This window comes from Cupriavidus sp. LA-1 (genome assembly GCF_055385985.1).
In genome coordinates this window covers 3323441-3348479 of the sequence record NZ_AP031387.1, presented here as the reverse complement: position 1 = coordinate 3348479, position 25039 = coordinate 3323441, and the positions used below count along the sequence as shown (strand labels likewise).

The window sequence follows — 25039 nt, the reverse complement described above, 5'->3', positions numbered from 1 at the left end:
CCATGCAGGCACTTGCGGCGGACGAGTCCTTCGTCGCCGCGCTGGCCGGGATCGACTGGTCCCGGCCGTGGTTCCAGCCGTTTGCGGTGCGGGGTGCCGCACTGGCCGCGGCGGTGCGGGGCGGCGCCAACCTGCGCGTGCTGCTCGACGGGCACGCCGCCCGACTCGGCCTGCGCAATGCGCGCGGCCTGCCGCTGCGCTTTATCGCCCAGCAGGCCTTGCCTGAAGGCAGTGCCTATGAGGCGCATATCCACGCCACGGGCGAAGTCCCCACCCGGGACAATCTCCACGATTTCTTCAACGCGCTGATCTGGCTGCATTTCCCGCAGGCCAAGCGCGTGCTCAACCAGATCCAGGCCGAAGTCATCGCGCGCGAAGGCGTACGGACCGCGCGCGGCGGCGTGCGCGACGCCGCGACCCTGTTCGACGAAAATGCGGTGCTGTTCGTCAGTGCCGTGCCCGGTCTGGCCGATGCGCTGAAAGGGTTTGCGTGGCAGCGCCTCTTCCTCGAAGCCCGGCAGGCCTGGGGCAGCGCTTGCGCGGTGGTGCCGTTCGGCCATGCGCTGCTGGAAAAACTGGTGCAGCCGTACAAGTCGGTCACCGCACATGCGTGGGTGCTGCCGCTGGCGCCTGATCAGGCCGCAGGCCCGTCGCTTGATGCCATGCTGGCGGAATCCCTGGTGGGCGCGGCCCGGGTTGGCGCGCTGCGCGGTGGCCGCACCTTTGCGCCGCTGCCGGTGATGGGCATCCCGGGCTGGTGCGACGACAACGCCGAGCCTGGCTTCTACGCCGATACAGCCGTATTCAGGCCCGGACGTCGCGCCGGCTGAAGTCGCCGCCAATCGGTGTTAGACTGCGGGCCGCAAAGCAGGCCAGACAACCGCTGCTTGCATCGCAAGATGCAAGGGGAGGAAAGTCCGGACTCCACAGGGCAGGGTGTTGGCTAACAGCCATCCACGGCAACGTGCGGAATAGGGCCACAGAGACGAGTCTTGCCGCCGGGTTCGCCCGGCGGGAAGGGTGAAACGCGGTAACCTCCACCTGGAGCAATCCCAAATAGGCAGGCGATGAAGCGGCCCGCTGAGTCTGCGGGTAGGGAGCTGGAGCCGGCTGGTAACAGCCGGCCTAGAGGAATGGTTGTCACGCACCGTTGGCCGCAAGGCGGGCGGGGCGCACAGAATCCGGCTTATCGGCCTGCTTTGCTTCTTTTTCGGGATGACCCGGCCCGGCCGGCGGAAATCCCGCATCTCGGTCGTCGCGGCATTTGCGGACTGAATCCAATCTCCAGGTTATTTCCCGCAACGGTCGTGCGCCAGCGTTCCTGTGCATGCTCGTACCGTCACCTCCGGTTATGAAAGTAAGACATTTGAATCATTATTATAAAGTCTTATATATAGGACATTATTCCAGATATCAATGTTTTTAGGAGAAGGCAAGCCCGTTGTTCTTCTTTTAAATCCGCATGGAGTGCCCTGTCAGTGCGGCATGGTGGCAACACTTTGATGTGCCCGTGCGATTTTTTGCGGTGAAGCAATTCCGGCCCTGGCTCTTTTTCATATAATCCGTAACGAAAATTGTTCGTATTACTAGTACGAACCGTGATGTGACGCTTGAGCAGCATTATAAAAAGGCGTCCGCAATCCAAAGAGCCAGGAAATCCATGACAACGAAGAACGGCAGCGCACGTGCGCGCTGCCACAGGGGAGGCGCGCGTGCGCTGGCCGGGCTGGCTGCTGCACTGTGCGCATGGCTGCTGGCCGGCTGCGGCGGCGGCGACACAGGTGGCAGCGACGCTGCCAGCGTGGCACCCGCCGGCAGCCAGCTGTCCGCCATGGCGCAGGTCGGGGAGAAGATCTTTACCGATACCGCACTGTCGGCCTCAGGCAGGCAGTCATGCGCAACCTGCCACGTGGCAGGCCGTGCCTTTGCGGGCGACGATCCACTGGCCGTGCCGCTGGGCGGCCCCGGCATGGACCTGCCCGGCCTGCGCAATACGCCGGCGCTGGCCTACAACCAGTTCACGCCCACCTTCAGCATCGGGGCCGACGGCAAGGCCGTGGGTGGCTTCTTCCGCGACGGCCGCTCGCCGTCGCTGGCCGACCAGGCCGAGAAGCCTTTCTTCACGCCGTTTGAAATGGCCAACGCTTCGCCGGAAGAGCTGCTTGGACGGCTGCTGACGCGGCCCTACCTTGACCAGTTCACGGCGGTGTTCGGCAAGGCCTCCGTGCAGGATGCCACCACCGCGCTGCATAACATCGGCCAGGCGCTGGCCCAGTACCAGAAAGAAGATCCGGCGTTTCGCCAGTTTTCCAGCAAGTACGACGCTTACCTGAAGGGCAGCGCAGCGCTGACGCCGCAGGAGCTGAACGGCCTGGCGCTCTTCAACAATCCGGCCAAGGGCAACTGCACGGCCTGCCACGTATCCACGCCGACCGCCACCACGCCGGCGCTGTTTACCGACTTCAGCTACGACAACGTCGGCATTCCGCGCAACTGGAAGATCCCGGCCAATATCGACGGCAATACGCTCAGCTATGTGCCGAAGAACGGCACCGCGCTCGGTGAGCCCAATCACGACTACTACGACCTCGGCCTGTGCGGCCCGCTGCGCGATGACCTGGCCTCGCGCACGTCGCGCTGCGGCGCCTTCAAGGTACCCACGCTGCGCAATATCGCGCTGACCGGGCCGTACTTCCATAACGGTGTCTTCGACACGCTGGAGGAAGTCGTGGCGTGGTACATCACGCGCGATACCGATCCTGGCCGCTGGTACACCAAGGCGGACGGCACCCCGGACATCCAGTACAACGACCTGCCGACGGCCTACGCCGGCAATGTCAACGTCAGCGAGGTGCCCTATATCCCGGGCCTGGCGCCGACGCTGACCAACAGCGAGATGGCCGACCTCGTGCGCTTCCTCTGCACGCTGACCGATGGCTTCGATCCGGCCAATCCGTCGGCCTACACGATACCGGCCCAGTGCAACGCCACTGAGGCCAGCGTGGCCGCCACGCGCGCAGGCGCGGCGGCCGCCGGCAGGTAAGACACAGCTACACAGATAAACCAGGAAGGGGAGTGGGATGAAGAGGACCATGATTGCCGCCGCGGCGCTTGCCATGGCAGGCACGCCGGCGTTCGCCGCAACGGCAGGTGCCGGCGCGGCAACAGTGCAGCAGCTCGAACGCAAGGTCGACGAGATGGCCAGCCAGTTGCAGGCGCTGCAGGCCGAACTCAAGGCCATGAAGGCGCAGAACGCCACGCTGGCGTCGCAACAGCAGGCGCAGTCGCAGCAGCAGGCCGAGCAGACTGCCCAGGTGGCGCAGTTGCAGGCTTCGCAGGAGACCCTGCAGCAAGCCGCCGCCAAGCCTTCGCCGCTCGATAATCTGAGCGTATTCGGCTATGGCGAGATCGGCTATTCGCGGCCCAGCCGCAATACCAACGACACCCGGGCCGACCTCGGCCGGGCGGTGTTCGGCTTTGGCTACCGCTTTGACGAAAAGACGCGCTTTGCCTCGGAGTTCGAGGTGGAGCATGCCGTTGCGTCGTCGTCCGACGTTGGCGAGTTCGAGGTGGAGCAGTTCTACGTCGACCATATGTTCACCGACAAGGTGGGCATGACGGCCGGTGTGTTCCTGATGCCGGTGGGCCTGATCAACGAGCACCACGAGCCTACCGCCTACTATGGCGTGTACCGCAACTTCATCGAGACGCTGATCATCCCGTCCACCTGGCGCGAAGGCGGCTTTGCCCTGCATGGCAACACCGATTTTGGCCTGGACTGGAACGTTGGCCTCACTACCGGGCTTGATTTGTCCAAGTGGAATTTCACGCCGGAGACGCCGCTCTACAACTCCGCGCTGGACCTGCAGAACAACAAGGTGGCGCCGATGCAGGCCACCCACCAGGAAATGAGCCTGGCCAATGCGAAGAATGCCTCGCAGTACCTGTCGCTGAACTATCGCGGCGTGCCGGGGCTGCTGGTGGGCGGCTCGGTCTTCACGGGCAATGCCAATCCGGCGCCGGGCGCGGGCAGCCAGCGTGCCACGCTGTGGGAAGCGCATACGCGCTGGACGCCGGGCAAGTGGGACCTTGCCGCGCTCTACGCGCAGGGCCACATCAGCAACACTGCCCAGGTCAATGCGCAGTTCCCGGGCACGGCCAATCCGATGCCGGCGTCGTTCTACGGTTGGTACCTGCAAGCCGCCTACAACGTGTGGCAGCACGGCAAGTATCGCGCCGTGCCGTTCGCCCGCTACGAGCGCTACAACATGGGTGCCAGCTACGAAGGTATTGCCCCTGGCTTCTCGGCAACGCCGAGCGGCCCCGTCACGGCCAGCGGCGCAACCTTCGCCAAACCTTACGACACGGTCTGGACCGCTGGCATGAACTTCTACCTGAACCCGAACGTCGTGTTCAAGATCGATTATCAGTGGTTCCGTACCAATACCAGTTTCAACCGCCTCGACCTGGGCCTCGGCGTTTCGTTCTGACGCCCTGATCCGCAATTCCCGCGCGGCCCGGCCGGGTCGTGCGGGGCAAGGAAGCACCAATGCGCTATCAGCCTGTTCCCACCCTGCTTGTCTGCACCGCCGCGCTGTCGGCCGGCTTTGTCGTGACCAGCGTGCATGCCGCCGAGTACATGAGCGTTGCCGAGAGCCAGAAGCAGATGTTTGCCGACGCCACCGAGTTCACGCCCGTGATGGTGGCGCTCAACCCGGACCAGCTCAGGCAGCTGGCCGAGCGTGCGGGTGGCCCGGCCCGGATGGGTGCCTGGCGCATCTGGCAGGCACGCCAGGGCGCGAAGCTGCTGGGCTATGTGGTCGCCGATGCCGTCATCGGCAAGTTCGAGCTGATCAACTATGCCGTGGCACTGACCCCCGCCGGCGAGATCCGCGACGTCGAGATCCTGGCCTACCGCGAGAGCCACGGCTATGAAGTCCGCAACAAGCCGTGGCGCAGCCAGTTCAGCGGCAAGTCCGCGCGCTCGGCGCTGCGCATCGGCGATGATATCGAGAACATCAGCGGCGCCACGCTGTCCTGCACCCACATCACTGACGGCATCCGCCGCATCGCAGTGATGGCGCAGATGGCGCTGGGTCCGCAATAAGCAACGCCAGGCGCCACGTCATGCCGGAGCGCTTGCGCCGCGCCCGCCCGCTGCTGGGCACCCTGGTGGAGATCGAGGCGCGCGGTGCCGGGGCTGCGCTGGCCCTGGCGGCCGCCTTTGCGGCGGTGGAACAGGTGCATCAACTGATGAGCCGCTACAGTCCGGCCAGCGATATCGGACGGCTGAATGCAGCCCCCGTCGGGGTTCCGGTCAGGGTGGACGCGCATACGCTGCGTGTGCTGGAGCTTGCCGCGGCATTGCACACGGCCAGCGCGGGCGCTTTCAACTGTGCATACGATGGTGCGGCCGAGGTTGCGCGCGACCGGCCATCCTGGAGCATCGAGGGCGAGACGGTGCTCAGGCATGGTCCCGCGCAGCTAGACCTGGGCGGGATTGCCAAGGGTTATGCGGTGGATTGCGCGATCGAGGCCGCGCGCGCCGCACTACCCGGAGACCCGCTCAGCTACTTGCTGGTCAACGCTGGCGGCGATATGCGTCATGCCGGCACGGTGCCGGCACAGGTGGCACTGCGGGACCCCGGTGCGCCGGCGCGCACGGTGCTGGTCTGGAGCCTGCACGATGCCGCCATTGCCAGTTCGGCAGTCGGCGGCCTGGCGCCCGCACGCGGGCAGGCCCCGCGCATTGCTGGCCGACCCTGCAGTTCGCCGTTGCCGGCGAGCGCCGGCGCCAGCGTACTGGCGCCCAGCTGCATGCTTGCCGACGCCCTGACCAAGGTGGTGCTGGCGGCCGGCGCGCCCCGGCATCCGCTGCTGGCCAGGTTTGGCGCCTGTACGCTGGTCTACGGCGATGGCACACTGCCGGCTGGCGCCGTTCCACCTCCACACCCGCAGTCCTGACCCGATGCACGACCGACATTTCCTGACGCACCCGCCTCGGCAGGCCTTCCGCATCCACCGCCAGCGCCGCTTCGCGCTGTATGCGGCTTTCGGGCTGCTGCTGCTGACTGGCGCGGCGTGGCTGCTGCTGCGCTGGCTGGTGGCAGAACCGGAAGTGCAGGCACCCTGGATGGCCTGGAGCATGAAGGCGCACGGCGCCGCGGCGCTGGCAGCCATGTTCCTGCTGGGTACGATCTGGTCCGCGCATATCCGCCATGCCTGGATGCGCCGGCGCAACCGGCTTGCCGGCGGGCTGTTTGCCGCCGGCATGGCGTTGCTGGTCATGACCGGCTACGGCCTTTACTACTTCAATGGCGAGGACGTGCGCAGCATCACCGAGTGGCTGCACTGGATTGCAGGCGTGGCGCTCGGGCTGCTGTTCTGGCTGCACCTGCAGCTTGGCCGCAGGGTACGGCACGTGTAACGGCGCCGTCCCCGGAGCGGGATCCGGGGCTCAGCCCTCGACGATTTCCAGTGTGTGCGTGATCTCGGCCGTCTTGGCCAGCATGATCGACGCCGAGCAGTACTTCTCGTGCGACAGCTTGATCGCCCGCTCGACCGTGGCGGGGTTGAGGTTCTTGCCGGTCACCACAAAATGGAAGTTGATGCGGGTGAACACCTTGGGGTCCTCGCCGGCGCGCTCGGCCTGCAACTGCACGCTGCAGCCGGTGACGTCCTGGCGGCCGCGCTTGAGGATCAGCACCACGTCATAGGCGGTGCAGCCGCCGGTGCCCAGCAGCACCATTTCCATCGGCCGCGGCGCCAGGTTATGGCCCCCGCCCTCGGGCGCACCGTCCATGGCAACGATATGGCCGCTGCCGGTCTGGGCCACGAAGCTCATGCCGTCGGTGCCCATCCATGTCACTTTGCATTCCATTTTGTTCGTTCCTGTCGTTTGTGTTGTGTGTTTTCGATCACAAGCGCGTGATCATAAATCTTGCAATTCTCAGTATATGGCATCGTCAAGTTCACGTTCTCGATGCCGATAACCTTAGAAATCCTGAGGGTTTCCTCTAGTCAGCCAGATTCATGACACCCCATGTATTGGGTTAAGTATTTGATTTTTCAGTGAATAGAGCAGGGCCGCAGGGACCTTTCCGCTTTCCACAATACAAAATTGCATTTCGCAGTGCAGATTTCCCTTGCATCCGGACAAACCCTAGGTATAATTCCAATCATTGAACGACGGCACTGACAGCGCGCCAGAGTGCGAAACCGAAGCCATCGAGCCAAGCCTGCGCACCGCCCGCAAGTCTCTCCGTCGATCTCCAAGTGTCTCCTCCACCCTCCTCCTTTGGTGGATTCAAACCCAAGCTCAACCGCTTGGGTTTTTTTTCGCCCCTGCGCTCCAGCACGGGCGCATGTTGCCAAGTGCGCTGCACTGCCCTGGTTCGGCGGCCAACTGCATGGATCTTGACGAAAAGATCAGTCCTTGCTTGTGCGCTCCCTTCGGCTGCCAGTATAATCGTGGGCTTTTCCGTCATGCCCGCGGAGAAGAAAGCAGTCCCGGCCAGCCTTCACGGGCCAGCCACAAGACTTGCAGGGGCGAGCACAAGCCTTCGCGAGTCGGATTTCGGGCACGAACTAATAGTCAGGAAAAATCATGAAGACCTTTTCCGCCAAGCCTCATGAGGTAAAGCGCGACTGGTACGTGATTGACGCGACGGACAAAGTCCTCGGCCGTGTCGCCAGCGAAGTGGCACGCCGTCTGCGCGGCAAGCACAAGCCGGAATTCACTCCGCACGTCGACACGGGTGATTACATCATCATCGTCAATGCAGCCAAGCTGCGTGTCACGGGTACCAAGGAAACGGACAAGAAGTACTATCGCCATTCGGGCTACCCGGGCGGTATCTACGAAACGACGTTCGGCAAGATGCAGCAGCGTTTCCCGGGCCGTGCCCTGGAGAAGGCTGTCAAGGGCATGCTGCCGAAGGGTCCGCTGGGCTACGCGATGATCAAGAAGCTGAAGGTTTACGCCGAAGCCGAGCATCCGCATGAAGCGCAGCAGCCCAAGGCGCTGGAAATCTAAGGAGGCCAATCCATGATCGGTAACTGGAATTACGGTACTGGCCGCCGCAAGAGCGCTGTGGCACGTGTCTTCATCAAGTCGGGCAAGGGCGACATCGTCGTCAACGGCAAGCCCATCAAAGAGTATTTCGCTCGCGAAACCTCGCTGATGATCGTGCGCCAGCCGCTGGAACTGACCGCTCACGCTGAAACGTTCGACATCAAGGTCAACGTGACCGGCGGTGGCGAAACCGGCCAGGCCGGCGCAGTGCGCCACGGCATCACCCGCGCCCTGATCGACTACGATGCGACCCTGAAGTCGGCCCTGTCGAAGGCTGGCTACGTCACGCGCGATGCACGTGAAGTCGAGCGTAAGAAGGTTGGCTTCCACAAGGCGCGTCGTCGCAAGCAGTTCTCGAAGCGCTGATGCGTTGTCGCGGGTCCGGCACTGCCGGATCTTGCGAGACCAAAAAAACCGCACGCTGGCCGTGCGGTTTTTTTTCGCCCGCAGGTACGGAAATGCACGGCCTGCCGAAAAAAGGCGAGTGGGTGACCATACTTTTGTGGGGTATGGACTGCACGCGGCTACAATCACGCCCTGTCGCAATCGGCAAGTGCAGCTTGCCGGCGCGCATGCGCCACGGCCGGAGGGTTCGGCACGAACGGGAGAGGAGTGAAAGTCATGCTGTTTTCGAAAAAGAAGGGCCTTTCGATCGATACGCTGATCGGCGAAGACACCGCCATCGACGGCGACCTGGTATTCGCCGGTGGCCTGCGCCTGGATGGCCGCGTGCGCGGCAACGTCACTGCGGCGCCGGGCAAGCCGAGCATGCTGGTGGTCAGCGATAAGGGCATGGTCGAGGGCGAAATCAGCGTCGGCCACCTGGTGCTGAACGGCACCGTCAAGGGCCCGGTGCAGGCCACCGACCTGCTCGAACTGCAGCCGCATGCGCGCGTGCTTGGTGACGTGCGCTATGCGGCGCTGGAAATGCACCAGGGCGCGCTGGTCGAAGGCCGCCTGATGCCGCTGGTGCAAGGCGAGATCAAGGCACTGCCGAACCTGGTCGAGGCCGCGCCGGCGGTAGAAGTGACGGAAGCGGCTGATGGCGATGCCGCCACCGAAGACGAACCCGCCGCTGCCGACGCCAGTCCCACCGAAAAGGCCGCCTGAGCCGCACCTTGCAGGCCGGGAACCCCTTGAAAATGCAGGGTTTCGGCACGAACTTCCAGTAGCGCTTAGAATACAGGCGTATCTAAACAGGAGAACACCCCATGAACGCAGTCGCAGAGGCACCCGTTACCGAGGACGTGCCGGCACCGTTCGTCTTTACCGACAGCGCCGCCGACAAGGTCAAGCAGTTGATCGAGGAAGAGGGCAATGCCGAACTGAAACTGCGCGTGTTCGTGCAGGGCGGCGGCTGCTCCGGCTTCCAGTATGGCTTCACCTTCGACGAGGAAGTCAACGAAGACGACACCACCATGGTCAAGAACGGCGTCACCCTGCTGATCGACTCGATGAGCTACCAGTACCTGGTCGGCGCCGAGATCGACTACAAGGAAGACATCAACGGCGCGCAGTTCGTGATCAAGAACCCGAATGCCTCGACCACCTGTGGTTGCGGCTCGTCGTTCTCGGTCTGACCGACCCCGGTCCCTGGAAGAAACGCACCTTCGGGTGTAATGCCGTTCAGTTAAGAGCTGAGCGGCATTTTTGTATGTAGCGTCAGAGGGAGTTGTAAACCGTGCGCCGAGGTGTTAACTTTCGGGCGCGATGCTCTCCAGTCACCTGACGTTCCTGCTCGAAGCGCAACAGCCAGCCGACTTGAGTCGGCTGGCCGAACATCTTCCATATGAGTGGATTGAGCGTGCGGTAGAGGCGACGGGAGCGGCAAGTATCCGTCGCCGTCGGTTGCCCGCTGAACAGGTTGTCTGGCTGGTGATTGCACTGGCGATGTATCGCCATTGGTCGATCAGCGAAGTGCTCGACAACTTGGAACTGGCCCTGCCTGATGAGGTGGCGCCATTCGTCAGCAAGAGCGCGGCGGCGCAAGCCCGCCAGCGCGTTGGCGAGGCGCCGCTGGCCTGGCTGTTCGAACGAACAGCGCGCGCCTGGAGTCTGCAGGACGCCAGCGACTACGCCCTCAAGGGACTCAGCCTGTGGGCGATGGATGGCACGACGCTACGCACGGCCGACAGTCCTGCCAACCGCGAGCACTTTGGCGCCCAAGCTTACGCTCGCAGGGTCGCCAGCTATCCGCAGGTGCGCATGGTGACGCTGACTGCGATCCCCACGCACCTGGTGGCAGGCGCCAGCTTCGGTCGCTATGACAGCAATGAGATGGTGTACGCCAAAGGCTTGTTGCCCCAGATACCGGATGATTCGCTGACGGTATTTGATAAAGGCTTTCTGGCCGCCGAGATCCTGTGCGGCTTGACGATGGGCGGGCACAACCGCCACTTCCTGATTCCGGCCAAATCCAACACGTGCTGGGAGGTGACGGCCGGCACGGCCGAAGACGCCACGGTACGCATGCGTGTCTCGCCGCAGGCACGCAAGAAGTGCCCGGCGCTGCCGGAGTTCTGGCAGGCGCGGGCAATCCGAACGATCGATGCCCGCGGACGTAGCCGAATTCTGCTGACGTCGCTGCTCGATCGCCGACGCTTCAAACCTGCTGACATCGTCGCCAGTTACGAGCGGCGCTGGCAGATCGAAACGAGCTACCGGGAACTGAAGCAGTCGATGCTCGGCATGGAGCTGACCCTGCGTAGCCGAACCGTCGATGGGGTATGCCAGGAAATCTGGGGCGCCTTGATCGCCTACAACCTGATTCGTCGCGAGATGGCCAGCGCCGCCCGAGAAGCGAAGCTCGCGCCGACTGACATGAGCTTCGTGCGTGCCTTCCATGTCATCCAGCACGAGATGATGTGGGCAGCTGTCACGCCAGCCTACGCGAAATTGCCCGCCTGCCTGCAGCGCCTACGCGAGCGCCTAAAGTCGCTGCCCAATGTGAAACGACCCGGTCGCTCATGCGACCGGGTCGTCAAGTCCCGCCCTTCACGCTATGCCGTTCGCTTCCTCAATAGGGACCTTAACTGAACGGCATTACACCTTCGGGTGCGTTTTTTCTTTTCCGGGCCGGACTACCGCGCGGCGCGCCAGACCACGGGAAACCAGTCCTCGCGCACGCGCTCGCCGGTCTGCTGGTCGATGCCGGGGAACGGCGGCGAGGTACGCCCGGGCCGCTGCATGAAGCGCACGTCATCGCCCAGGAAGCGGGCCGAAAACGCGCGCCGCCGCCCGGTGCCGGTGTTGCCGGCTGCGCCGTGCACGGTGCGGAAGTCGAACACCACCGCATCGCCGGGCTCCAGCTCGGGGGCGAGCAGCGTGTAGCTGCCGTCTTCAACGTCGGGCATCTCCATGAAGGCATCGTCACCCCCATAGAAGTTCTCGTTGCTGGCCCAGCGCTTGGGCCGCACCAGCCGCGGCCAGCGGTGCGAGCCCGCCACCACGCGCAGCGTATTGGCCTGCGTCACCGGGTCGAGCGGGATCCAGTAGCTCGCGGTCTGGGTGCCATCGACGCAGTAGTAGGGCAGGTCCTGATGCCACGGCGTGGGCTTGGCCGTGCCGGGCTCCTTGACCAGGATGTGCTCATGGAACACCTGCACCGCCTGCGACCGCATGATGCGCCCGGCAATGGCTGCAGCCGGCGACTGGCGGATAAAGGCGTCGAACGGGGCGATGCGCTGCCAGTTGCAGTAGTCCTCGAAAAAGCGCCCGCTTTCACCAGGCCGCACGTTCTCGATGGCGAAGGGGCCTGGCTCGGCGAGGTTCTGCGCGAAGCCGTCGCGCAGCCGCTCGACCCAGTCGGCGAAGGCGCCGCGCAGCACCAGCACGCCGTCGCGCTGGTAGGTGTCGATCTGTTCCTGGGTGATATCCATGGCGATGTTGAGTGGGGGCGATGCGCCCAGTATCGCCATGCATAGGGGATAGGAAAAGCATATATTTCCTATGTTGCGTTATAGGAAATCATGATCCCTTTCTCCTTCCGCCAGCTTGAGTACTTCGTGGCCGCGGCCGAGCACGGCAGCATCAGCGCCGCCGCCCGCGCGCGCCATGTGTCGCAGCCGTCGGTGTCCACCGCGATCGCGCAGCTGGAAGACACGCTGGGCGAGCCGCTCTTCCGGCGCCAGGTCAGCCGCGGGCTGTCCCTGACCCCGGCGGGGCAGCGCCTGCTTGGGCGCGCGCGCGACATCCTGGCGCTGGCGGCCGGCCTTGCCGTGGATGACGGCACCGGCCGGGGGCTGAGCGGCCAGCTGTCGCTGACCTGCTTCCAGGACCTCGGGCCCTACTTTGTGCCGCGTCTGCTGGCGGGGCTGCGCCGGCGCCATCCCGGTATCTCGGTGACCCTGTTCGAAGCCGACCTGGCAACTGTCCATCGCACGCTGCAGGCGGGCAAGGCCGAACTGGCGCTGACCTATGAGTTGGGGCTCGACGCCCGCACCGAACGCCGCACGCTGGCGGAGCTGGCGCCCTACGCGCTGTTGCCCGCCGCCCATCCCCTGGCAGGCGGTACGGATGTCAGCCTGGCCGACCTGGCCGGCGAGCGGCTGATCCTAGAGGACATCCCGCAGACGCGCGAATACTTCCTGTCGCTGTTCTGGGCCCATGGGCTGCACCCGACACTGCACCAGTACACGCAGACCTTCGAGATGCAGCGCGGACTGGTGGCGCACGGCTATGGCGTGGCGCTGTCGTGCACGCGCCCGGCCGGCGACCATAGCTACGACGGCGTGCCGATCGCCTGCCTGCCGCTGCGCGAGCCGGTGACGCCGCAGCGCGTGGTGCTGGCGCGTTCGCCGGCCATGCGGGCCTCGCCGCTGGCGCAGGCGTTCATGGATTGGGTGGAGCAAGAGAGCGCTGGCGCGGTGCGCCAGCTGTAGTGCTCAGCGCGGATAGATCGCGCCCAGCACGCGCGGCCCGGCGGCGCCGGTCACGGTGGGCACGTTGCCGGGCAGGCGCAGCAGGCACTGGCGCGCCAGCCAGGCAAAGGCAATGGCTTCGACCTGCGACACCGGCACGCCGTAGTCTTCCGAGGTCTCGATGGCCACGCCGGGCAAGGCCTGCGCCAGCCGGGTCATCACGAACGCATTGCGGGCGCCGCCGCCGCAGACGATCAGGCGGCGCGCATCGGGCGCGCAGGTGCGCACGTCGCGCGCGATGGCCTCGGCCGTCAGCGCGGCCAGCGTCGCCTGCACGTCGGCAGGCGCGAGCTGTTGGAACGATGCAAGGCGGGCTTCGAGCCAGCCCGGGTGGAACAGGTCGCGCCCGGTGCTCTTGGGCGGTGCAGCGCTGAAGTAAGGCTCGGCCAGGCACTGCGCCAGCAGCGCGGCGTCGACGCGCCCGCTGGCGGCCCAGTCGCCGTTGCCGTCGAAGGGCAGGCCGCGGTGGCGGCCGATCCAGTAGTCGAGCAGCGCATTGCCGGGGCCGCAGTCGAAGCCGCTGACGGCGCCGCCTGCCGCGGGCAGGATGCTGATATTGGAGATGCCGCCGATATTGCAGGCAACGCGGGTTTCGGTCTCGCTGCCGAACAGCGCATGGTGCAGCGCCGGCACCAGCGGCGCGCCCTGGCCGCCTGCGGCGATGTCGCGGCTGCGGAAGTCCGCGACGACGTCGATATCGGCCAGTTCGGCCAGCCGCGCCGGATGCTGGCTCTGGCGGGTGTAGCCGATGCCGTCGTACAGGCCCGGCCGGTGGCGGATGGTCTGCCCATGGGCGCCGATGGCGGCTACCGAGGCGGCCCCGATGCGCGCCTTGCGCAGCAGGGCGGCGACGCAGTCCGCATACACCTGAGCCAGCGCATTGGCTGCCAGCGCCTCGCGATGGATCTCGTCCTCGCCGGGCTGCTGCAGGGCGCCGAAGGCCGCGCGCAGCGTGCCGGGGAAGGGCTGGCTTGTGGCCGCCAGCACCACGGGCCGGGTACCACTGAAATCCACCAGCACCGCATCGGCACCGTCCATGCTGGTGCCGGACATGATGCCGATATAGCGTTCGCTGCCAGGCAGGGGCTGGGTCACGGTGGGCGCGGTCAGTTGGAGGCGGTCAGCACGTTGTAGGTGCGCAGCGCATTGATGCGGCTGAGCAGCCCGCTGGTATAGGTCAGGAATTCCTGGCGCGACTTGCCGGTCAGCGCCGGCGACTCCATCAGCGTGATGGTCAGCGGGTTCTGCGGCACGTCGTTGAAGCGGAACTCGTAGTGCAGGTGCGGGCCGGTGGCCCAGCCGGTCGAGCCGACATAGCCGATCAGCTGGCCCTGGCGCACCGCCTGGCCCTGGCGCATGCCGGCAAAGCCGGACAGGTGCGCGTAGTAGGTCGAGTAGCCGTTGGCGTGGCTCAGGATGACAATATTGCCGTAGCCGTTCTGCTGGCCCACGAACTCGACCACACCGTCGCCGGTAGCCAGCACCTTGGTGCCGGTCGGGGCGGCGAAGTCCACGCCCTTGTGCTGCGCCCAGTCATGATGCAGCGGATGCTCGCGGCCGCCGAAGCCCGACGACACGCGCGAGAACTCCACCGGAGAACGCAGGAACGGCCGCTTCATGCTGCGCCCGTCGAAGGTGTAGTAGGCGCCGCCGTCCTTGCTGTCCTCGGGCGCGAACCACAGCGCCTGGTGCAGCTGGTTTCGGTTGATCAGCTCCACCGCGACCACGCGGCCGTTGCGCACGAAGGTGCCCTCGCGAAAGCCCGCTTCGTAGATGATGCGGAAGCGGTCGCCGCTGGCGATATCGTGGTGGAAGTCGATCACGCCGGAGAAGATCGACAGCATCTGCTGCACGACGTCGTCGGGCACGTTGGCCGCATCCATGGCCTTGAAGAAGCCGCCGGCGGAAATCGCGCCGGAAGCCATCTCGTAGTGCACGTCGTTGTCGACGCGCTCCACCTTGGCCTTGTAAGCGGCGGCGGTGTCGCCGTCGGCCGGGCGCACGCGCTCGATCACCAGCTCGCGCGAGGCCGCGGCATCGCCGCCGAGGTTGGCCTGCAGCGACACCAGCGTATTGCTTTCGTCGATCTCCGCCTGCACCGCCTGGCCCGGGTTCAGGTTGAACAGGCCGCGCGCGGTGGGGTTCTTGACGATGAACGCCTGCGCGTCGGCATCGTCCACGCCCAGCCGCCTGAGCAGGCTGCCAATGGTGTCGCCGCGCTGCATGCGCTCTTCGCGCACGTAGACGGCTTCGCTATCGGTAAGCTGTTCGAGTTGCTCGCGCACGTCGGGCATGCGCAGCTCCTGCTGCGTGCGCGGCGCGCGCGGATCGTCATAGGCGCTGCGCGGCGCAACACCCATCGCCGCGGCCATGCCGAGCGTGAAGATTACGCCTACCGAGGCTGTCAGTTGTTTGCGCCGCCGCGCGTGCTGGGGGTTGGTCGGATCGACGAGCACCACCAGCTCACGCGCGAAAACTTCGCGGAGTCTGGACCACATCACGTAAAATTCAACCTTGGTCTGAGCCCGCTGCCGGGGACGATGTGTCTCGTCTGCCTTCCTCCCCCGAGGTGCGGCGCGTGCTGTTCAGTATTCAGTGTTATCTGGCCGCCTGCTTTGCTTCACAAAGTGGCGGGTGGCGCACGGAAAAGACTCCCGTAGGCGCCGGGAATCGTGGATTATACCAAAGTCCGGCCCTGGCGGCTGTCGGGAAATTTCCTAAAATTTCAAGTATTTCAAAGACTTACGTCATGACTGAAGTTGCCTCGGGCCCCACGGCCAAATACCCCCTGACGCCGTCGGTGATGCAGGCCCTGGAAGTCTCCAAGCGAGGCTGCGACGAACTGCTGATCGAATCCGAATGGGCGCAGAAGCTGGCGCGCAGCGAGGCCACCGGCGTGCCGCTGCGCATCAAGCTGGGCCTGGACCCGACCGCGCCCGACATCCATATCGGCCATACCGTGGTGCTGAACAAGCTGCGCCAGCTGCAGGACCTTGGCCACCAGGTCATCTTCCTGATCGGCGACTTCACCTCGACCATCGGCGATCCGTCGGGCCGCAACAGCACGCGCCCGCCGCTGACGCGCGAGCAGATCGAGGCCAACGCACAGACCTACTACCGCCAGGCCAGCCTGGTGCTCGACCCGGCCCGTACCGAGATCCGCTACAACAGCGAGTGGTGCGATCCGCTGGGCGCGCGCGGCATGATCCAGCTGGCGGCCAAGTACACCGTGGCCCGCATGATGGAGCGCGACGACTTCACCAAGCGTTTCCGCTCCGGGATCCCGATCTCGGTGCATGAGTTCCTCTACCCGCTGATGCAGGGCTATGACTCGGTCGCGCTCAAGTCGGACCTGGAGCTGGGCGGTACCGACCAGAAGTTCAACCTGCTGGTCGGGCGCGAGCTGCAGAAGGAATACGGCCAGGAGCCGCAGTGCATCCTGACCATGCCGCTGCTGGTGGGCCTGGACGGCGTCGAGAAGATGTCGAAGTCCAAGGGCAACTACGTCGGCGTGACCGAGGCACCCAACGAGATGTTCGGCAAGCTGATGAGCATCTCGGACGACCTGATGTGGCAGTACTACACGCTGCTGTCGTTCCGCCCGCTGGCCGAGATCGACCTGATGAAGCAGGAAATCGCCGGCGGCCGCAATCCGCGCGACTGCAAGGTGCTGCTGGCGCAGGAGATCGTGGCACGCTTCCACAGCCAGGCCGATGCCGAGAAGGCGCTGGAAGACTTCAACCACCGCGCCCGCGGCGGCGTGCCGGACGATATCCCCGCAGTGAGCCTGAGCGGTGCGCCGCTGGGCATCGCCCAGTTGCTCAAGCAGGCCAACCTGGTGCCGTCCACCTCGGAAGCCAACCGCAATATCGAGCAGGGCGGCGTCAAGATCGACGGCGCAACGGTCAGCGACAAGGCCACCAGGGTGGCCGCCGGCACCTATGTGGTGCAGGTCGGCAAGCGCCGCTTCGCGCGCGTGACGCTGGCCTGAGGCGGCCGGGATGATCGCGCTGATCCAGCGGGTGGCCCAGGCCCGCGTCACGGTCGAAGGCCGCACCACCGGTGAAATCGGCGCCGGCCTGCTGGCGCTGGTCTGCGCCGAGCGCGGCGATACCGAGGCGCAGGCCGAGCGGCTGCTGGCCAAGATGCTGTCGTACCGGGTGTTTTCCGATGCGGCCGGCAAGATGAACCTGCCGGTGCAGAACATGGACGGCAACGGCAACCCCGGTGGCCTGCTGGTGGTGTCGCAGTTCACGCTGGCGGCCGATACCAACAGCGGCACGCGGCCCAGCTTTACGCCCGCTGCGTCCCCCGAGGACGGCCGCCGCCTGTACGAGCATTTTGTCGCGCAGGCGCGTGCCGCCCATCCGCAGGTGCAGACCGGCGAGTTCGGCGCGATGATGCAGGTCAGCCTGGTCAACGACGGCCCGGTCACCTTCTGGCTGCGCGTGCCACCGGCCTGAACAGATTCCAAGCTGCCGCGCCCCGGGCGCGGCACCAAGACAGGAGAGACAAATGAAACTCTGGAGCAAGTCCTTCAACGACAACGCGCCGATTCCCGGCGAGTTCGCCTTCTGCGTGCCCGATGCCGCCGCCCACGTGGCCCTGTCGAACAACCGCAATCCCGACCTGCACTGGGAAGACGCGCCGCTCGAGACACGCTCGTTCGTGCTGATCTGCCACGACCGCGACGTCCCCAGCAAGGGCGACGACGTCAACCAGGAAGGCCGCGAAGTGCCGGCCTCGCTGCCGCGCGTGGACTTCTTCCACTGGGTGCTGGTCGACATCCCGCCGGGCCTGACCTCGATCGCCGCTGGCTCGCACAGCGATGGCGTGATCGCGCGCGGCAAGCCGGGCCCCGAAGCCACCGGCGGCACCGCCACCGCGGGCGGCCTGCGCCACGGCATCAACGACTACACCGGCTGGTTCGCCGGCGATGCCGACATGAAGGGCGACTACTACGGCTATGACGGCCCGTGCCCGCCGTGGAACGACACGCTGATGCACCACTACGTGTTCACGCTGCATGCGCTGGACATTGACCGGCTGCCGCTGGACGGCACCTTTACCGGCGCCCAGGTGCGCGAGGCAATCCAGGGCCACGTGCTGGCGCAGGCAAGCCTCACCGGCACCTATACGCTGAACCCGAAGCTGGCGAAGTAACGCCGGACCGGTGCCGCGCCAGGCGCGGCACCGGCCTCAAGCAAGCACCGAAGGAAATCCCGAAGGAAATGGCATGTTGCAAAGCCCCGGGCCGCATTCGCTGGCCTATACCCACCTGATCGTGATCCGCCACGGCGAAACGGCCTGGAACCGGGAGCGCCGGCTGCAGGGCCAGCTCGACATTCCGCTGAACGAGACCGGCCGCGCCCAGGCGCGCGCGCTGGCCACGGCGCTGGCGGGCGAGCCGATCGACGCGGTCTATGCCAGCGACCTGTCGCGCGCGATGGAAACCGCCGCGCCGCTGGCCGAGGTGCTGGGGCTGCAGGTGCGCCCCGACGCGCGTCTGCGCGAGCGCAGCTACGGCACGCTGCAGGGCAAGACCTACGCCGAGGTGGCCGAGCACTTGCCCGAGGATTTCGCGCGCTGGCAGGCGCGCGTGCCGGATTACGCGCCGCCCGAAGGCGAGTCGCTGCTGGGCTTCCATGAGCGCGCGGTCGATGCGGTGCTGGCGCTGTCGCGCCGGCACCCGGGCGAGCGCATCGCGCTGGTGGCGCACGGCGGCGTGCTGGATTGCCTCTACCGCGAGGCCACCGGCATGACGCTGGAAGCCCCGCGCCAGCATGAACTGCTCAATGCCAGCGTCAACCGGCTGCGCAGCGACAGCACCCACCTGACACTGGCCCAGTGGGGCGACGTCAGCCACCTGGAGAGCCTGGCGCTGGACGAGGTGGACCGCCGCGTGCCCTAGGGCCTGTGCAGGCCCTGGACCCTAGACCCGGATCCGGAACGGGGTGAAGTCGGTATTGCGGTCGAAGTAATCCTCGTTCTCGGCCCGCTTCAGGAAGCCCACCACCTTGTACGTGACCGGCGTCATCACCACTTCCCAGCCGGTCTTCAGCACGTACTGCGCCACGGCTACCTGGATTACCTTCTCCAGCGGCCAGATGCCGTAGAAGGCGATCACATAGAACAGCGACGAGTCCACCAGCTCACCGGCCAGCGTGGAGCCGATGGTGCGCGTCCACAGCCAGCGCCCGGCAGTCCACAGCTTCATCCTGGCCAGCACGTAGCTGTTGGTGAAGCTGCCGCAGCAGAAGGCGATCAGCGAGCCGAGCGCGATCCGCCAGGTGTTGCCGAACACATCCTGCAGGCTTTTCTGGTAGTCCGCCATGAACGGCGCGACCGGCATGTTCAGCACCACCAGACTCATGAAGGTGGCGAAGGCCAGCGCGGCGAAGCCCGCCCAGACCACGCGCCGGTCGCGGCCATAGCCGTAGACCTCGGTCAGCACGTCGCCGAAGATATATGAGACCGGGAAGAACAGCACCCCGGCGCCGAAGGTCACCGTGCCGATCACGGGCAGCGTCATCTGCGCCGCCTTGGCCGCGCCGATCAGGTTCGAGCACAGCAGCACGGTGACGAAGGCCACCATGACGAAGTCGTAGTAGCGGTAGACGCGGCCAGGGTGGCCTGCGCTGGCGGGGATGGCGGACATGGGGGCTCACGGTTCCGGGTGCGCTGGCGCGCGGTATGTTGGGCGCGATTATGCCAGTGGGCCTGAGAGCCTGCCCGCGGCAGCCAGGCACCAATGAAGATCCCGGCCGTAGCCGGGATCTTCATTCCTGGAGCATCCGGGGCGGGCACGGCGGTGCCCGCGCTCCCATCAGATTTTCAGCTTCGAGATCTTGGATCCGTTCAGCGAGAGGTCAACCATCAGGCCCGCATTGGTCTGCACGAATCCGACCACCGGCTGCTGCGAGGTCAGCGTATCGAGCTGGCCGTTGGCGCCGATCTTGGCCAGGGCCACGTTGGCGTCGGCGCCCGCGGTCCAGCCGCTGCTGTTGATGAACTTGTTGTAAGCGTCCGGCGTCATGAACATGATGATGACGGCCTTCGACTGGCCGCCGGCGGTCAGGCCGACCGAAGCCTGTGCGGTGCTGTAGTAGCCGACCGTAGAGCCCTTCGAGCGCAGTGCGCCTTCGCCGTACTCGCCGCCGACCACCAGGCCCGCCGAAATCACGCGTGGGAACACCAGGATGCCCTGCGCGCGCTGGGCCAGCTCGCGCGCGCCGTTGGACGATGAATACAGCCGGTTCAGCGCGCCGTCCACACCTGCATCGATCTCCTTCTTCTTGGCGGCCGGGTCGCTCGAGGCGCTGGTACCGGTCGTGGTGCAGCCCGCGGCCATCACGGTGGCGACGAGCAGGCCCGATCCGGCAACCCGGGTAACAAAGTGGCGACGATTCATAGGTAACCTCCTGATGGGAAAAGTACCGCGTCTGGCTTAGTGGCTCAGTTTGCTGTGGCTGCCGCGGGTGCCTTGACCGCAATGGCCACGACTTCACGATAGACGATCCTGGCCATCTGGCCTTGCTTGATGGCCTTCAGGTCGATGGCGGGGTCTTCGATCTTGACGGTGCGCAGCGTCTCGCGCGGGCCGCGGAAGGTGATCAGGTGCCTGGCCGGGTCGACCTTGGTGATCTGTGCCGTCACCGTGGTGGTGATCTCGCGCACGATGCCGGGCTTGCCGCCCTCGGCGGCGCGCGTGGTGCGGTCGACCGATTCGGCCAGTGCCGTGGCCTTGCTGTCGACCGGTTCCAGCGAGGCGACCACGGCGGCGCCGCGTGCCACGGTCAGGATGTCGCCCTTGCGGATCTGGCCGAAGTTCTGGACTTCATCGCCACCCACCAGCTCGACCATATTGCCGCGCGGGCCCTGGACCAGCACCGCCTTGGTATTGGGATCGATATCGACGATCTTGCCGCTGATGACCGCTTCTTCGGCCACGCCGACCGGCGCCGGCGGACGCTGGGCGTCGGCGCTGCCGGCGGCGAACGCGGTAGCGGCGAGGGCTGCCGCGAGCAGGCTGGAAGACTGGCGGACCATGGCTTTCCTTGACAGATTCTGTGAAGGAGCCGTGCCCCGGCGGGCACGGCCATCGCAGCACCGGGCCGGTGCCGACAGAGCCATTGTGGACAAGCGGCCACGGGCCAGCAATCCACTTCGAAAAAATTTGGAACTGAAATTAAAACATTTAATTGGTCATGCCGAGGGGCGGAAACGGCACATATATGTTGTGCCGCAGCGCAATCTCAGGCGTCGCCGAGCAGCTCGCCCGCGCCGCTGCCCTGGGCGCCTTGCGGGCTGGCCAGTCCGAAATGCCGGTAGGCCGCCGCGGTGGCCACGCGCCCGCGCGGAGTGCGCTGCAGGTAGCCTTGCTGGATCAGGTAGGGCTCGAGCACGTCCTCGATGGTGTCGCGCTCCTCGCCGATGGCCGCGGCCAGGTTGTCCACGCCCACCGGGCCGCCGCCGAACTTGTGCAGCACGGCCTCCAGCAGCTTGCGGTCCATCAGGTCAAAGCCCACGCTGTCCACGTCCAGCATGGCCAGTGCGGCATCCGCCATCTGGCGGGTGATGGTGCCGTCACCCTTGACCTCGGCGTAGTCGCGTACCCGGCGCAGCAGCCGGTTGGCGATCCGGGGCGTGCCGCGCGCGCGCCGGGCGATCTCCAGCGCGCCCTGCGGGTCGATGCGGGCATGCAGCAGCTGCGCCGAGCGCGTGACGATGCGGGCCAGCTCTTCGGCGGTATAGAACTCCAGCCGCGCGACGATGCCGAAGCGGTCGCGCAGCGGGTTGGTCAGCATGCCGGCACGCGTGGTGGCGCCCACCAGCGTGAACGGCTGCAGGTCGAGCTTGACCGAGCGTGCCGCCGGGCCTTCGCCGATCATGATGTCGATCTGGTAGTCCTCGAGGGCCGGGTACAGGATTTCCTCGACGACCGGCGAGAGCCGGTGGATCTCGTCGATGAAGAGGACGTCGTTGGCTTCCAGGTTGGTCAGCAGCGCGGCCAGGTCGCCCGGGCGCTCCAGCACGGGGCCGGAAGTCTGGCGCAGGTTGACGCCCATCTCGCGCGCGATGATGTGGGCCAGCGTGGTCTTGCCCAGCCCGGGCGGGCCGAACAGCAGCACGTGGTCCAGCGCCTCGCGCCGGTTGCGCGCGGCGTGCATGAAGATATCGAGCTGCCCGCGCACCTTTTCCTGGCCGACGTATTCGTCCAGCAGCTTGGGCCGCAGCGCGCGCTCGAAAGCTTCCTCCTGCGACGAGGCGGGGGTGGCGGCGATCACGCGGGCGGGGGCGGCAAGCTTGTCAGTTTCGATCATGGCGGTCAGGGGCCCGGACAGCGGCAACAATCCGCCATTCTACGCGCCTATGCAGGTCTCAAGCCTTGGACAATGCCTTGAGCGCGAGCTTGATGCCCTCGGACACGCCGGTGCCGGCCGGCACCTGCTTGATCGCGGTGGCGGCTTCCTTCTCCGAGTAGCCCAGCGCCAGCAGCGCATTGAGCACGTCGACGGCGTTGTCCGGCACCGCCGGCGTGCCCGGCGCATGGCCCAGTTCCGCGCCCAGCTTGCCCTTGAGCTCCAGCAGCAGCCGCTCGGCGGTCTTCTTGCCGATGCCGGGAATGCGCGTGAGGCGGCCGGCTTCCTGGAGCGTGATGACTTGCGCCAGTTCCGTGACCGACATGCCGGAGAGCACCGCCAGCGCCATGCGTGCGCCGATGCCGGTGATCTTGATCAGCTCGCGGAAGGTGTTGCGCTCCGCCGCGCTGCCGAAGCCGTACAGCAGGTGCGCGTCCTCGCGCACGATCAGCTGCGTCAGCAGCGTCACCGGCTGGCCCACCGCCGGCAGGTTGTAGAAGGTGCTCATCGGCACGTCGACCTCGTAGCCGACGCCGTGGCAGTCGACCAGCAGGTGCGGGGGATTCTTCTCGATAAGGGTGCCGGCGATGCGTCCGATCATGGTGCGGGAGAGGGAATGGGGTGAGGTGTCAGGGAAGCGGCGGCCGCAAGTGTAGCCCAGCGGCCGCCCGGCCGGATCAGCGCGCGGGCGTGTCCACCGCGCGCCGGCCCAGCGCCGGGTCGTCGGTGAAGAAGCCGTCGATGCCGGCTGCGACAAACGCCTGCACTTCGCGCTCCATGCCGGACGGGCTGCGCGTGGCCTCGTCGCCGCCGGTCTGCAGCGCCTTGGGCAGGAAGCTGTTTTCCGGGCGGAAGGTGTACGGATGGACGAACAGTCCGGCGGCATGCGCCTGGCGCACGACCGCCGTCGGCGCAGCCAGCGCGCCCTGCGCATCGCGCGGCACCACGCTGTTTTTCTCGGGACCGATGCCGTCGGCGTAGGCAGCCACTTCGCGCAGGCCGGTCGCGCTCAGCATGTCGCCGAAGGTGCGGCCGTCGCCGGCCAGTTTCCAGTCGGCCGGGCCCTTGCGCGGATTGCCGATGAGCTGCACCAGCTTGATGTTGGGCAGGTTGCTGCCCAGCGTGCGCCGCAGCGCGCGCAGGCTGCCGCTCTCGAAGCACTGGATGAACACCGGCGCATTGCGCAGGTAGGGCTGTGCCCGCACCGCTGCCGCCAGCTTGTCCTCGAGCGGCAGTCCGATGCCACGGAAATAGCTCGGGTGTTTCAGTTCGGGATAGATGCCGATGGGTTTGCCGGTGCGCAGCGCGGCCTGCTCGGCCAGGTGCACGATCTCGTCGAAGGTCGGCACCTCGAACTGGTCGTTCAGGCGCGCATTGGCGGGGCGCAGGCGCGGGATGCGTTCACGCGCGCGCAGCGTCTTGAGTTCGGCCAGCGTGAAGTCTTCGGTGAACCAGCCGGTCAGGCGCTCGCCGTCGATCACCTTGGTGCGCTTGCGCTCGGCAAACTGCGGCAGTTCGGCCACGTTGGTGGTGCCGGTGATGTCGTTCTCGTGGCGGGCCACCAGCACGCCGTCACGTGTCATCACCAAGTCGGGCTCGATGGCGTCGGCACCGTCCTCGATCGCCTTCGCATACGACGCAAGCGTGTGTTCGGGACGCAGCGCGCTGGCACCGCGATGGGCGATCACCAGCGGCCTGGGTTGGGCGGCGGCCGCGGGCGGGGCGCTCGGGGCGGCTGCGGGAGCCGGGGGCGCGGGCGGCGTGGCGGGCCTGGGGCGCGGCGCGGTGGCGCAGCCGGCGACCAGCACGGCGCACGCCGCGGCGGCGGCAGGGAGCAGCCATTGTCGGGCGGCGGCAAGGGCCGGGAAGGGGCTGGCGGCGCGCGAGCGCGGCGCGCTCAGTCGGGACTGGCTGGGCATGCAGCTTTCCAGTGGTGGAACGAATGCCCGATTGTAAAAGACGGGCATGGCAGCGCGGCGAAAGCCGTGTCCCGCCGGCGTGCTCAGCCGACCAGCCGTCCGCGCCGCACGCGCATGCCCTTGCGCACCAGGTCGGGCGCCAGGCCCGCCAGCGTGCCCAGCGTGTCGCCGCCGTTGGCATGGCAGATCGCCACGCCGAGCGCATCGGCTGCATCGCTGCCGGGCTGGCCGGGCAGCATCAGCAGCCGTGTCACCATCTCCTGCACCTGCGCCTTGTTGGCGCGGCCATAGCCGACCACCGCCACCTTGAGCTGCAGTGCGGTGTACTCGAACACCGGCAGCCCGTAGCCCACCAGCCCGCAGATGGCCGCGCCGCGGGCCTGGCCGAGCAGCAGCGTCGATTGGGGGTTGACGTTGACGAAGACCTTCTCGATCGCCGCGCAGTCGGGCGCGTAGGTGCGCGACACTTCGCTGATGCCGTCGTACAGCGTTTTCAGCCGTTCCGGCAGGGTCGCATTGCCGTCGCTCTTGATCGTGCCCGAGGCCACGTAGGCAAGCTTGTTGCCGTGCTTCTCGATCACGCCGAAGCCGGTGGTGCGCAGGCCGGGGTCGATGCCTAGGATTCGCATTGGGTGGGGAGGGTGGATGTCGCTGCTAGTGTATTGCTTTTTGCCGGGGCGTTCGCGCTGGCGTTGCTGGCGCACCAAGCAAAAAGCGGTTTCGCTGCCCGCAAGGGAGCGAAACCGCTTCGTTGGCCGGCGGCCT

The 25039-nt window shown here is 66.3% G+C and carries 27 protein-coding genes and 1 other RNA gene; 17 read left to right on the top strand and 11 right to left on the bottom strand.

What is annotated here, in order from left to right:
- Positions 1 to 2: 2 nt before the first annotated feature.
- From ACZ5MJ_RS15655 to ACZ5MJ_RS15625, 7 genes are all read left to right on the top strand, one after another.
- A complete protein-coding gene (locus ACZ5MJ_RS15655; RefSeq protein ID WP_464220568.1) occupies positions 3 to 830 on the top strand; it encodes a DUF3025 domain-containing protein in 828 nt (275 codons plus the stop codon).
- A 34-nt stretch (positions 831 to 864) separates the two neighbouring features.
- Positions 865 to 1205: RNase P RNA component class A (gene rnpB / locus ACZ5MJ_RS15650), an RNA gene on the top strand.
- Positions 1206 to 1660: 455 nt separating this feature from the next.
- A complete protein-coding gene (locus ACZ5MJ_RS15645; protein WP_464220566.1) occupies positions 1661 to 3043 on the top strand; it encodes a cytochrome-c peroxidase in 1383 nt (460 codons plus the stop codon).
- A 37-nt stretch (positions 3044 to 3080) separates the two neighbouring features.
- The gene (locus tag ACZ5MJ_RS15640; RefSeq protein WP_464220565.1) at positions 3081 to 4490 is read left to right on the top strand and encodes a porin; all 1410 of its coding nucleotides are present in this window, start codon (positions 3081 to 3083) and stop codon (positions 4488 to 4490) included.
- Between the two features lie 59 nt (positions 4491 to 4549).
- On the top strand, positions 4550 to 5107 hold the full coding sequence (locus tag ACZ5MJ_RS15635; protein ID WP_464220564.1) for an FMN-binding protein: 558 nt from the start codon (positions 4550 to 4552) through the stop codon (positions 5105 to 5107).
- Between the two features lie 20 nt (positions 5108 to 5127).
- Positions 5128 to 5964 carry an FAD:protein FMN transferase gene (locus ACZ5MJ_RS15630; protein WP_464220563.1) on the top strand — a complete coding sequence of 279 codons (837 nt, stop codon included), beginning with the start codon at positions 5128 to 5130 and terminating at the stop codon, positions 5962 to 5964.
- A gap of 4 nt (positions 5965 to 5968) precedes the next feature.
- Positions 5969 to 6427, top strand: a complete 459-nt coding sequence (locus ACZ5MJ_RS15625; RefSeq protein ID WP_464220561.1) for a hypothetical protein — start codon at positions 5969 to 5971, stop codon at positions 6425 to 6427.
- 30 nt (positions 6428 to 6457) lie between these two features.
- On the opposite strand, the gene ACZ5MJ_RS15620 is transcribed toward ACZ5MJ_RS15625, so the two are convergent.
- Positions 6458 to 6880, bottom strand: coding sequence for an OsmC family protein (locus ACZ5MJ_RS15620; protein ID WP_115679386.1), 423 nt, complete (start codon positions 6878 to 6880; stop codon positions 6458 to 6460).
- A gap of 726 nt (positions 6881 to 7606) precedes the next feature.
- Between ACZ5MJ_RS15620 and rplM the strand changes: the two genes are divergently transcribed.
- The 5 genes from rplM (at position 7607) to ACZ5MJ_RS15595 (ending at position 11110) form a co-directional block, all read left to right on the top strand.
- Positions 7607 to 8035 (top strand): 50S ribosomal protein L13, encoded by a 429-nt coding sequence (rplM, locus tag ACZ5MJ_RS15615; RefSeq protein ID WP_010813907.1) that lies wholly within the window; start codon positions 7607 to 7609, stop codon positions 8033 to 8035.
- Between the two features lie 12 nt (positions 8036 to 8047).
- Positions 8048 to 8440, top strand: a complete 393-nt coding sequence (rpsI, locus tag ACZ5MJ_RS15610; protein ID WP_012351769.1) for a 30S ribosomal protein S9 — start codon at positions 8048 to 8050, stop codon at positions 8438 to 8440.
- 255 nt (positions 8441 to 8695) lie between these two features.
- The gene (locus ACZ5MJ_RS15605) at positions 8696 to 9184 is read left to right on the top strand and encodes a bactofilin family protein (RefSeq protein ID WP_464220559.1); all 489 of its coding nucleotides are present in this window, start codon (positions 8696 to 8698) and stop codon (positions 9182 to 9184) included.
- Positions 9185 to 9285: 101 nt separating this feature from the next.
- Complete coding sequence (erpA, locus tag ACZ5MJ_RS15600; RefSeq protein ID WP_010813904.1) at positions 9286 to 9654, top strand: iron-sulfur cluster insertion protein ErpA; 369 nt, start codon at positions 9286 to 9288, stop codon at positions 9652 to 9654.
- 130 nt (positions 9655 to 9784) lie between these two features.
- The gene (locus ACZ5MJ_RS15595; protein ID WP_464220551.1) at positions 9785 to 11110 is read left to right on the top strand and encodes an IS4 family transposase; all 1326 of its coding nucleotides are present in this window, start codon (positions 9785 to 9787) and stop codon (positions 11108 to 11110) included.
- A gap of 44 nt (positions 11111 to 11154) precedes the next feature.
- Here the strand turns inward: ACZ5MJ_RS15595 and ACZ5MJ_RS15590 are convergent, their stop codons facing one another.
- Positions 11155 to 11952 (bottom strand): phytanoyl-CoA dioxygenase family protein, encoded by a 798-nt coding sequence (locus tag ACZ5MJ_RS15590; RefSeq protein WP_464220549.1) that lies wholly within the window; start codon positions 11950 to 11952, stop codon positions 11155 to 11157.
- A 90-nt stretch (positions 11953 to 12042) separates the two neighbouring features.
- Between ACZ5MJ_RS15590 and ACZ5MJ_RS15585 the strand changes: the two genes are divergently transcribed.
- Entirely contained in the window at positions 12043 to 12954 is a 912-nt protein-coding gene (locus tag ACZ5MJ_RS15585; RefSeq protein WP_464220547.1) for a LysR substrate-binding domain-containing protein, read from the top strand.
- A gap of 3 nt (positions 12955 to 12957) precedes the next feature.
- Here the strand turns inward: ACZ5MJ_RS15585 and ACZ5MJ_RS15580 are convergent, their stop codons facing one another.
- Both ACZ5MJ_RS15580 and ACZ5MJ_RS15575 read right to left on the bottom strand, forming a co-directional pair.
- A complete protein-coding gene (locus ACZ5MJ_RS15580) occupies positions 12958 to 14088 on the bottom strand; it encodes an anhydro-N-acetylmuramic acid kinase (RefSeq protein WP_464220545.1) in 1131 nt (376 codons plus the stop codon).
- Positions 14089 to 14099: 11 nt separating this feature from the next.
- Positions 14100 to 15491 carry a peptidoglycan DD-metalloendopeptidase family protein gene (locus ACZ5MJ_RS15575; RefSeq protein ID WP_464220544.1) on the bottom strand — a complete coding sequence of 464 codons (1392 nt, stop codon included), beginning with the start codon at positions 15489 to 15491 and terminating at the stop codon, positions 14100 to 14102.
- Positions 15492 to 15742: 251 nt separating this feature from the next.
- Between ACZ5MJ_RS15575 and tyrS the strand changes: the two genes are divergently transcribed.
- The 4 genes from tyrS to ACZ5MJ_RS15555 all read left to right on the top strand — a co-directional run bounded on the left by tyrS (position 15743) and on the right by ACZ5MJ_RS15555 (position 18904).
- Positions 15743 to 16984, top strand: coding sequence for a tyrosine--tRNA ligase (tyrS, locus tag ACZ5MJ_RS15570; protein WP_078195293.1), 1242 nt, complete (start codon positions 15743 to 15745; stop codon positions 16982 to 16984).
- 10 nt (positions 16985 to 16994) lie between these two features.
- Complete coding sequence (gene dtd, locus ACZ5MJ_RS15565; RefSeq protein WP_078195294.1) at positions 16995 to 17456, top strand: D-aminoacyl-tRNA deacylase; 462 nt, start codon at positions 16995 to 16997, stop codon at positions 17454 to 17456.
- A gap of 52 nt (positions 17457 to 17508) precedes the next feature.
- Positions 17509 to 18156, top strand: coding sequence for a YbhB/YbcL family Raf kinase inhibitor-like protein (locus tag ACZ5MJ_RS15560; protein WP_464220542.1), 648 nt, complete (start codon positions 17509 to 17511; stop codon positions 18154 to 18156).
- A gap of 73 nt (positions 18157 to 18229) precedes the next feature.
- The gene (locus ACZ5MJ_RS15555; RefSeq protein WP_464220541.1) at positions 18230 to 18904 is read left to right on the top strand and encodes a histidine phosphatase family protein; all 675 of its coding nucleotides are present in this window, start codon (positions 18230 to 18232) and stop codon (positions 18902 to 18904) included.
- Positions 18905 to 18925: 21 nt separating this feature from the next.
- On the opposite strand, the gene ACZ5MJ_RS15550 is transcribed toward ACZ5MJ_RS15555, so the two are convergent.
- The 7 genes from ACZ5MJ_RS15550 to ruvC all read right to left on the bottom strand — a co-directional run bounded on the left by ACZ5MJ_RS15550 (position 18926) and on the right by ruvC (position 24903).
- Positions 18926 to 19651: a queuosine precursor transporter gene (locus ACZ5MJ_RS15550; RefSeq protein ID WP_464220540.1), complete on the bottom strand. Its 726-nt coding sequence runs from the start codon at positions 19649 to 19651 to the stop codon at positions 18926 to 18928.
- 168 nt (positions 19652 to 19819) lie between these two features.
- The gene (locus ACZ5MJ_RS15545; protein WP_464220539.1) at positions 19820 to 20404 is read right to left on the bottom strand and encodes a BPSL1445 family SYLF domain-containing lipoprotein; all 585 of its coding nucleotides are present in this window, start codon (positions 20402 to 20404) and stop codon (positions 19820 to 19822) included.
- A gap of 44 nt (positions 20405 to 20448) precedes the next feature.
- The gene (locus ACZ5MJ_RS15540) at positions 20449 to 21042 is read right to left on the bottom strand and encodes a hypothetical protein (RefSeq protein WP_464220537.1); all 594 of its coding nucleotides are present in this window, start codon (positions 21040 to 21042) and stop codon (positions 20449 to 20451) included.
- 206 nt (positions 21043 to 21248) lie between these two features.
- Positions 21249 to 22316: a Holliday junction branch migration DNA helicase RuvB gene (gene ruvB / locus ACZ5MJ_RS15535; protein WP_464220535.1), complete on the bottom strand. Its 1068-nt coding sequence runs from the start codon at positions 22314 to 22316 to the stop codon at positions 21249 to 21251.
- A 58-nt stretch (positions 22317 to 22374) separates the two neighbouring features.
- Positions 22375 to 22956, bottom strand: coding sequence for a Holliday junction branch migration protein RuvA (ruvA, locus tag ACZ5MJ_RS15530; protein WP_464220533.1), 582 nt, complete (start codon positions 22954 to 22956; stop codon positions 22375 to 22377).
- A gap of 76 nt (positions 22957 to 23032) precedes the next feature.
- Positions 23033 to 24274 (bottom strand): glycerophosphodiester phosphodiesterase, encoded by a 1242-nt coding sequence (locus tag ACZ5MJ_RS15525; RefSeq protein ID WP_464220531.1) that lies wholly within the window; start codon positions 24272 to 24274, stop codon positions 23033 to 23035.
- An 83-nt stretch (positions 24275 to 24357) separates the two neighbouring features.
- Positions 24358 to 24903, bottom strand: a complete 546-nt coding sequence (gene ruvC / locus ACZ5MJ_RS15520) for a crossover junction endodeoxyribonuclease RuvC (RefSeq protein ID WP_464220529.1) — start codon at positions 24901 to 24903, stop codon at positions 24358 to 24360.
- Positions 24904 to 25039 lie beyond the last annotated feature (136 nt).

Excerpts from the sequence above, each read along its gene's own strand:
- ACZ5MJ_RS15655 (WP_464220568.1), top strand. The coding sequence starts at position 3 with ATGCAGGCACTTGCGGCGGACGAGTCCTTCGTCGCCGCGCTGGCCGGG.
- ACZ5MJ_RS15645 (WP_464220566.1), top strand. The coding sequence starts at position 1,661 with ATGACAACGAAGAACGGCAGCGCACGTGCGCGCTGCCACAGGGGAGGC.
- ACZ5MJ_RS15640 (WP_464220565.1), top strand. The coding sequence starts at position 3,081 with ATGAAGAGGACCATGATTGCCGCCGCGGCGCTTGCCATGGCAGGCACG.
- ACZ5MJ_RS15635 (WP_464220564.1), top strand. The coding sequence starts at position 4,550 with ATGCGCTATCAGCCTGTTCCCACCCTGCTTGTCTGCACCGCCGCGCTG.
- ACZ5MJ_RS15630 (WP_464220563.1), top strand. The coding sequence starts at position 5,128 with ATGCCGGAGCGCTTGCGCCGCGCCCGCCCGCTGCTGGGCACCCTGGTG.
- ACZ5MJ_RS15625 (WP_464220561.1), top strand. The coding sequence starts at position 5,969 with ATGCACGACCGACATTTCCTGACGCACCCGCCTCGGCAGGCCTTCCGC.
- ACZ5MJ_RS15620 (WP_115679386.1), bottom strand. The coding sequence starts at position 6,880 with ATGGAATGCAAAGTGACATGGATGGGCACCGACGGCATGAGCTTCGTG.
- rplM (WP_010813907.1), top strand. The coding sequence starts at position 7,607 with ATGAAGACCTTTTCCGCCAAGCCTCATGAGGTAAAGCGCGACTGGTAC.
- rpsI (WP_012351769.1), top strand. The coding sequence starts at position 8,048 with ATGATCGGTAACTGGAATTACGGTACTGGCCGCCGCAAGAGCGCTGTG.
- ACZ5MJ_RS15605 (WP_464220559.1), top strand. The coding sequence starts at position 8,696 with ATGCTGTTTTCGAAAAAGAAGGGCCTTTCGATCGATACGCTGATCGGC.
- erpA (WP_010813904.1), top strand. The coding sequence starts at position 9,286 with ATGAACGCAGTCGCAGAGGCACCCGTTACCGAGGACGTGCCGGCACCG.
- ACZ5MJ_RS15595 (WP_464220551.1), top strand. The coding sequence starts at position 9,785 with ATGCTCTCCAGTCACCTGACGTTCCTGCTCGAAGCGCAACAGCCAGCC.
- ACZ5MJ_RS15590 (WP_464220549.1), bottom strand. The coding sequence starts at position 11,952 with ATGGATATCACCCAGGAACAGATCGACACCTACCAGCGCGACGGCGTG.
- ACZ5MJ_RS15585 (WP_464220547.1), top strand. The coding sequence starts at position 12,043 with ATGATCCCTTTCTCCTTCCGCCAGCTTGAGTACTTCGTGGCCGCGGCC.
- ACZ5MJ_RS15575 (WP_464220544.1), bottom strand. The coding sequence starts at position 15,491 with ATGTGGTCCAGACTCCGCGAAGTTTTCGCGCGTGAGCTGGTGGTGCTC.
- tyrS (WP_078195293.1), top strand. The coding sequence starts at position 15,743 with ATGACTGAAGTTGCCTCGGGCCCCACGGCCAAATACCCCCTGACGCCG.
- dtd (WP_078195294.1), top strand. The coding sequence starts at position 16,995 with ATGATCGCGCTGATCCAGCGGGTGGCCCAGGCCCGCGTCACGGTCGAA.
- ACZ5MJ_RS15560 (WP_464220542.1), top strand. The coding sequence starts at position 17,509 with ATGAAACTCTGGAGCAAGTCCTTCAACGACAACGCGCCGATTCCCGGC.
- ACZ5MJ_RS15555 (WP_464220541.1), top strand. The coding sequence starts at position 18,230 with ATGTTGCAAAGCCCCGGGCCGCATTCGCTGGCCTATACCCACCTGATC.
- ACZ5MJ_RS15550 (WP_464220540.1), bottom strand. The coding sequence starts at position 19,651 with ATGTCCGCCATCCCCGCCAGCGCAGGCCACCCTGGCCGCGTCTACCGC.
- ACZ5MJ_RS15545 (WP_464220539.1), bottom strand. The coding sequence starts at position 20,404 with ATGAATCGTCGCCACTTTGTTACCCGGGTTGCCGGATCGGGCCTGCTC.
- ACZ5MJ_RS15540 (WP_464220537.1), bottom strand. The coding sequence starts at position 21,042 with ATGGTCCGCCAGTCTTCCAGCCTGCTCGCGGCAGCCCTCGCCGCTACC.
- ruvB (WP_464220535.1), bottom strand. The coding sequence starts at position 22,316 with ATGATCGAAACTGACAAGCTTGCCGCCCCCGCCCGCGTGATCGCCGCC.
- ruvA (WP_464220533.1), bottom strand. The coding sequence starts at position 22,956 with ATGATCGGACGCATCGCCGGCACCCTTATCGAGAAGAATCCCCCGCAC.
- ACZ5MJ_RS15525 (WP_464220531.1), bottom strand. The coding sequence starts at position 24,274 with ATGCCCAGCCAGTCCCGACTGAGCGCGCCGCGCTCGCGCGCCGCCAGC.
- ruvC (WP_464220529.1), bottom strand. The coding sequence starts at position 24,903 with ATGCGAATCCTAGGCATCGACCCCGGCCTGCGCACCACCGGCTTCGGC.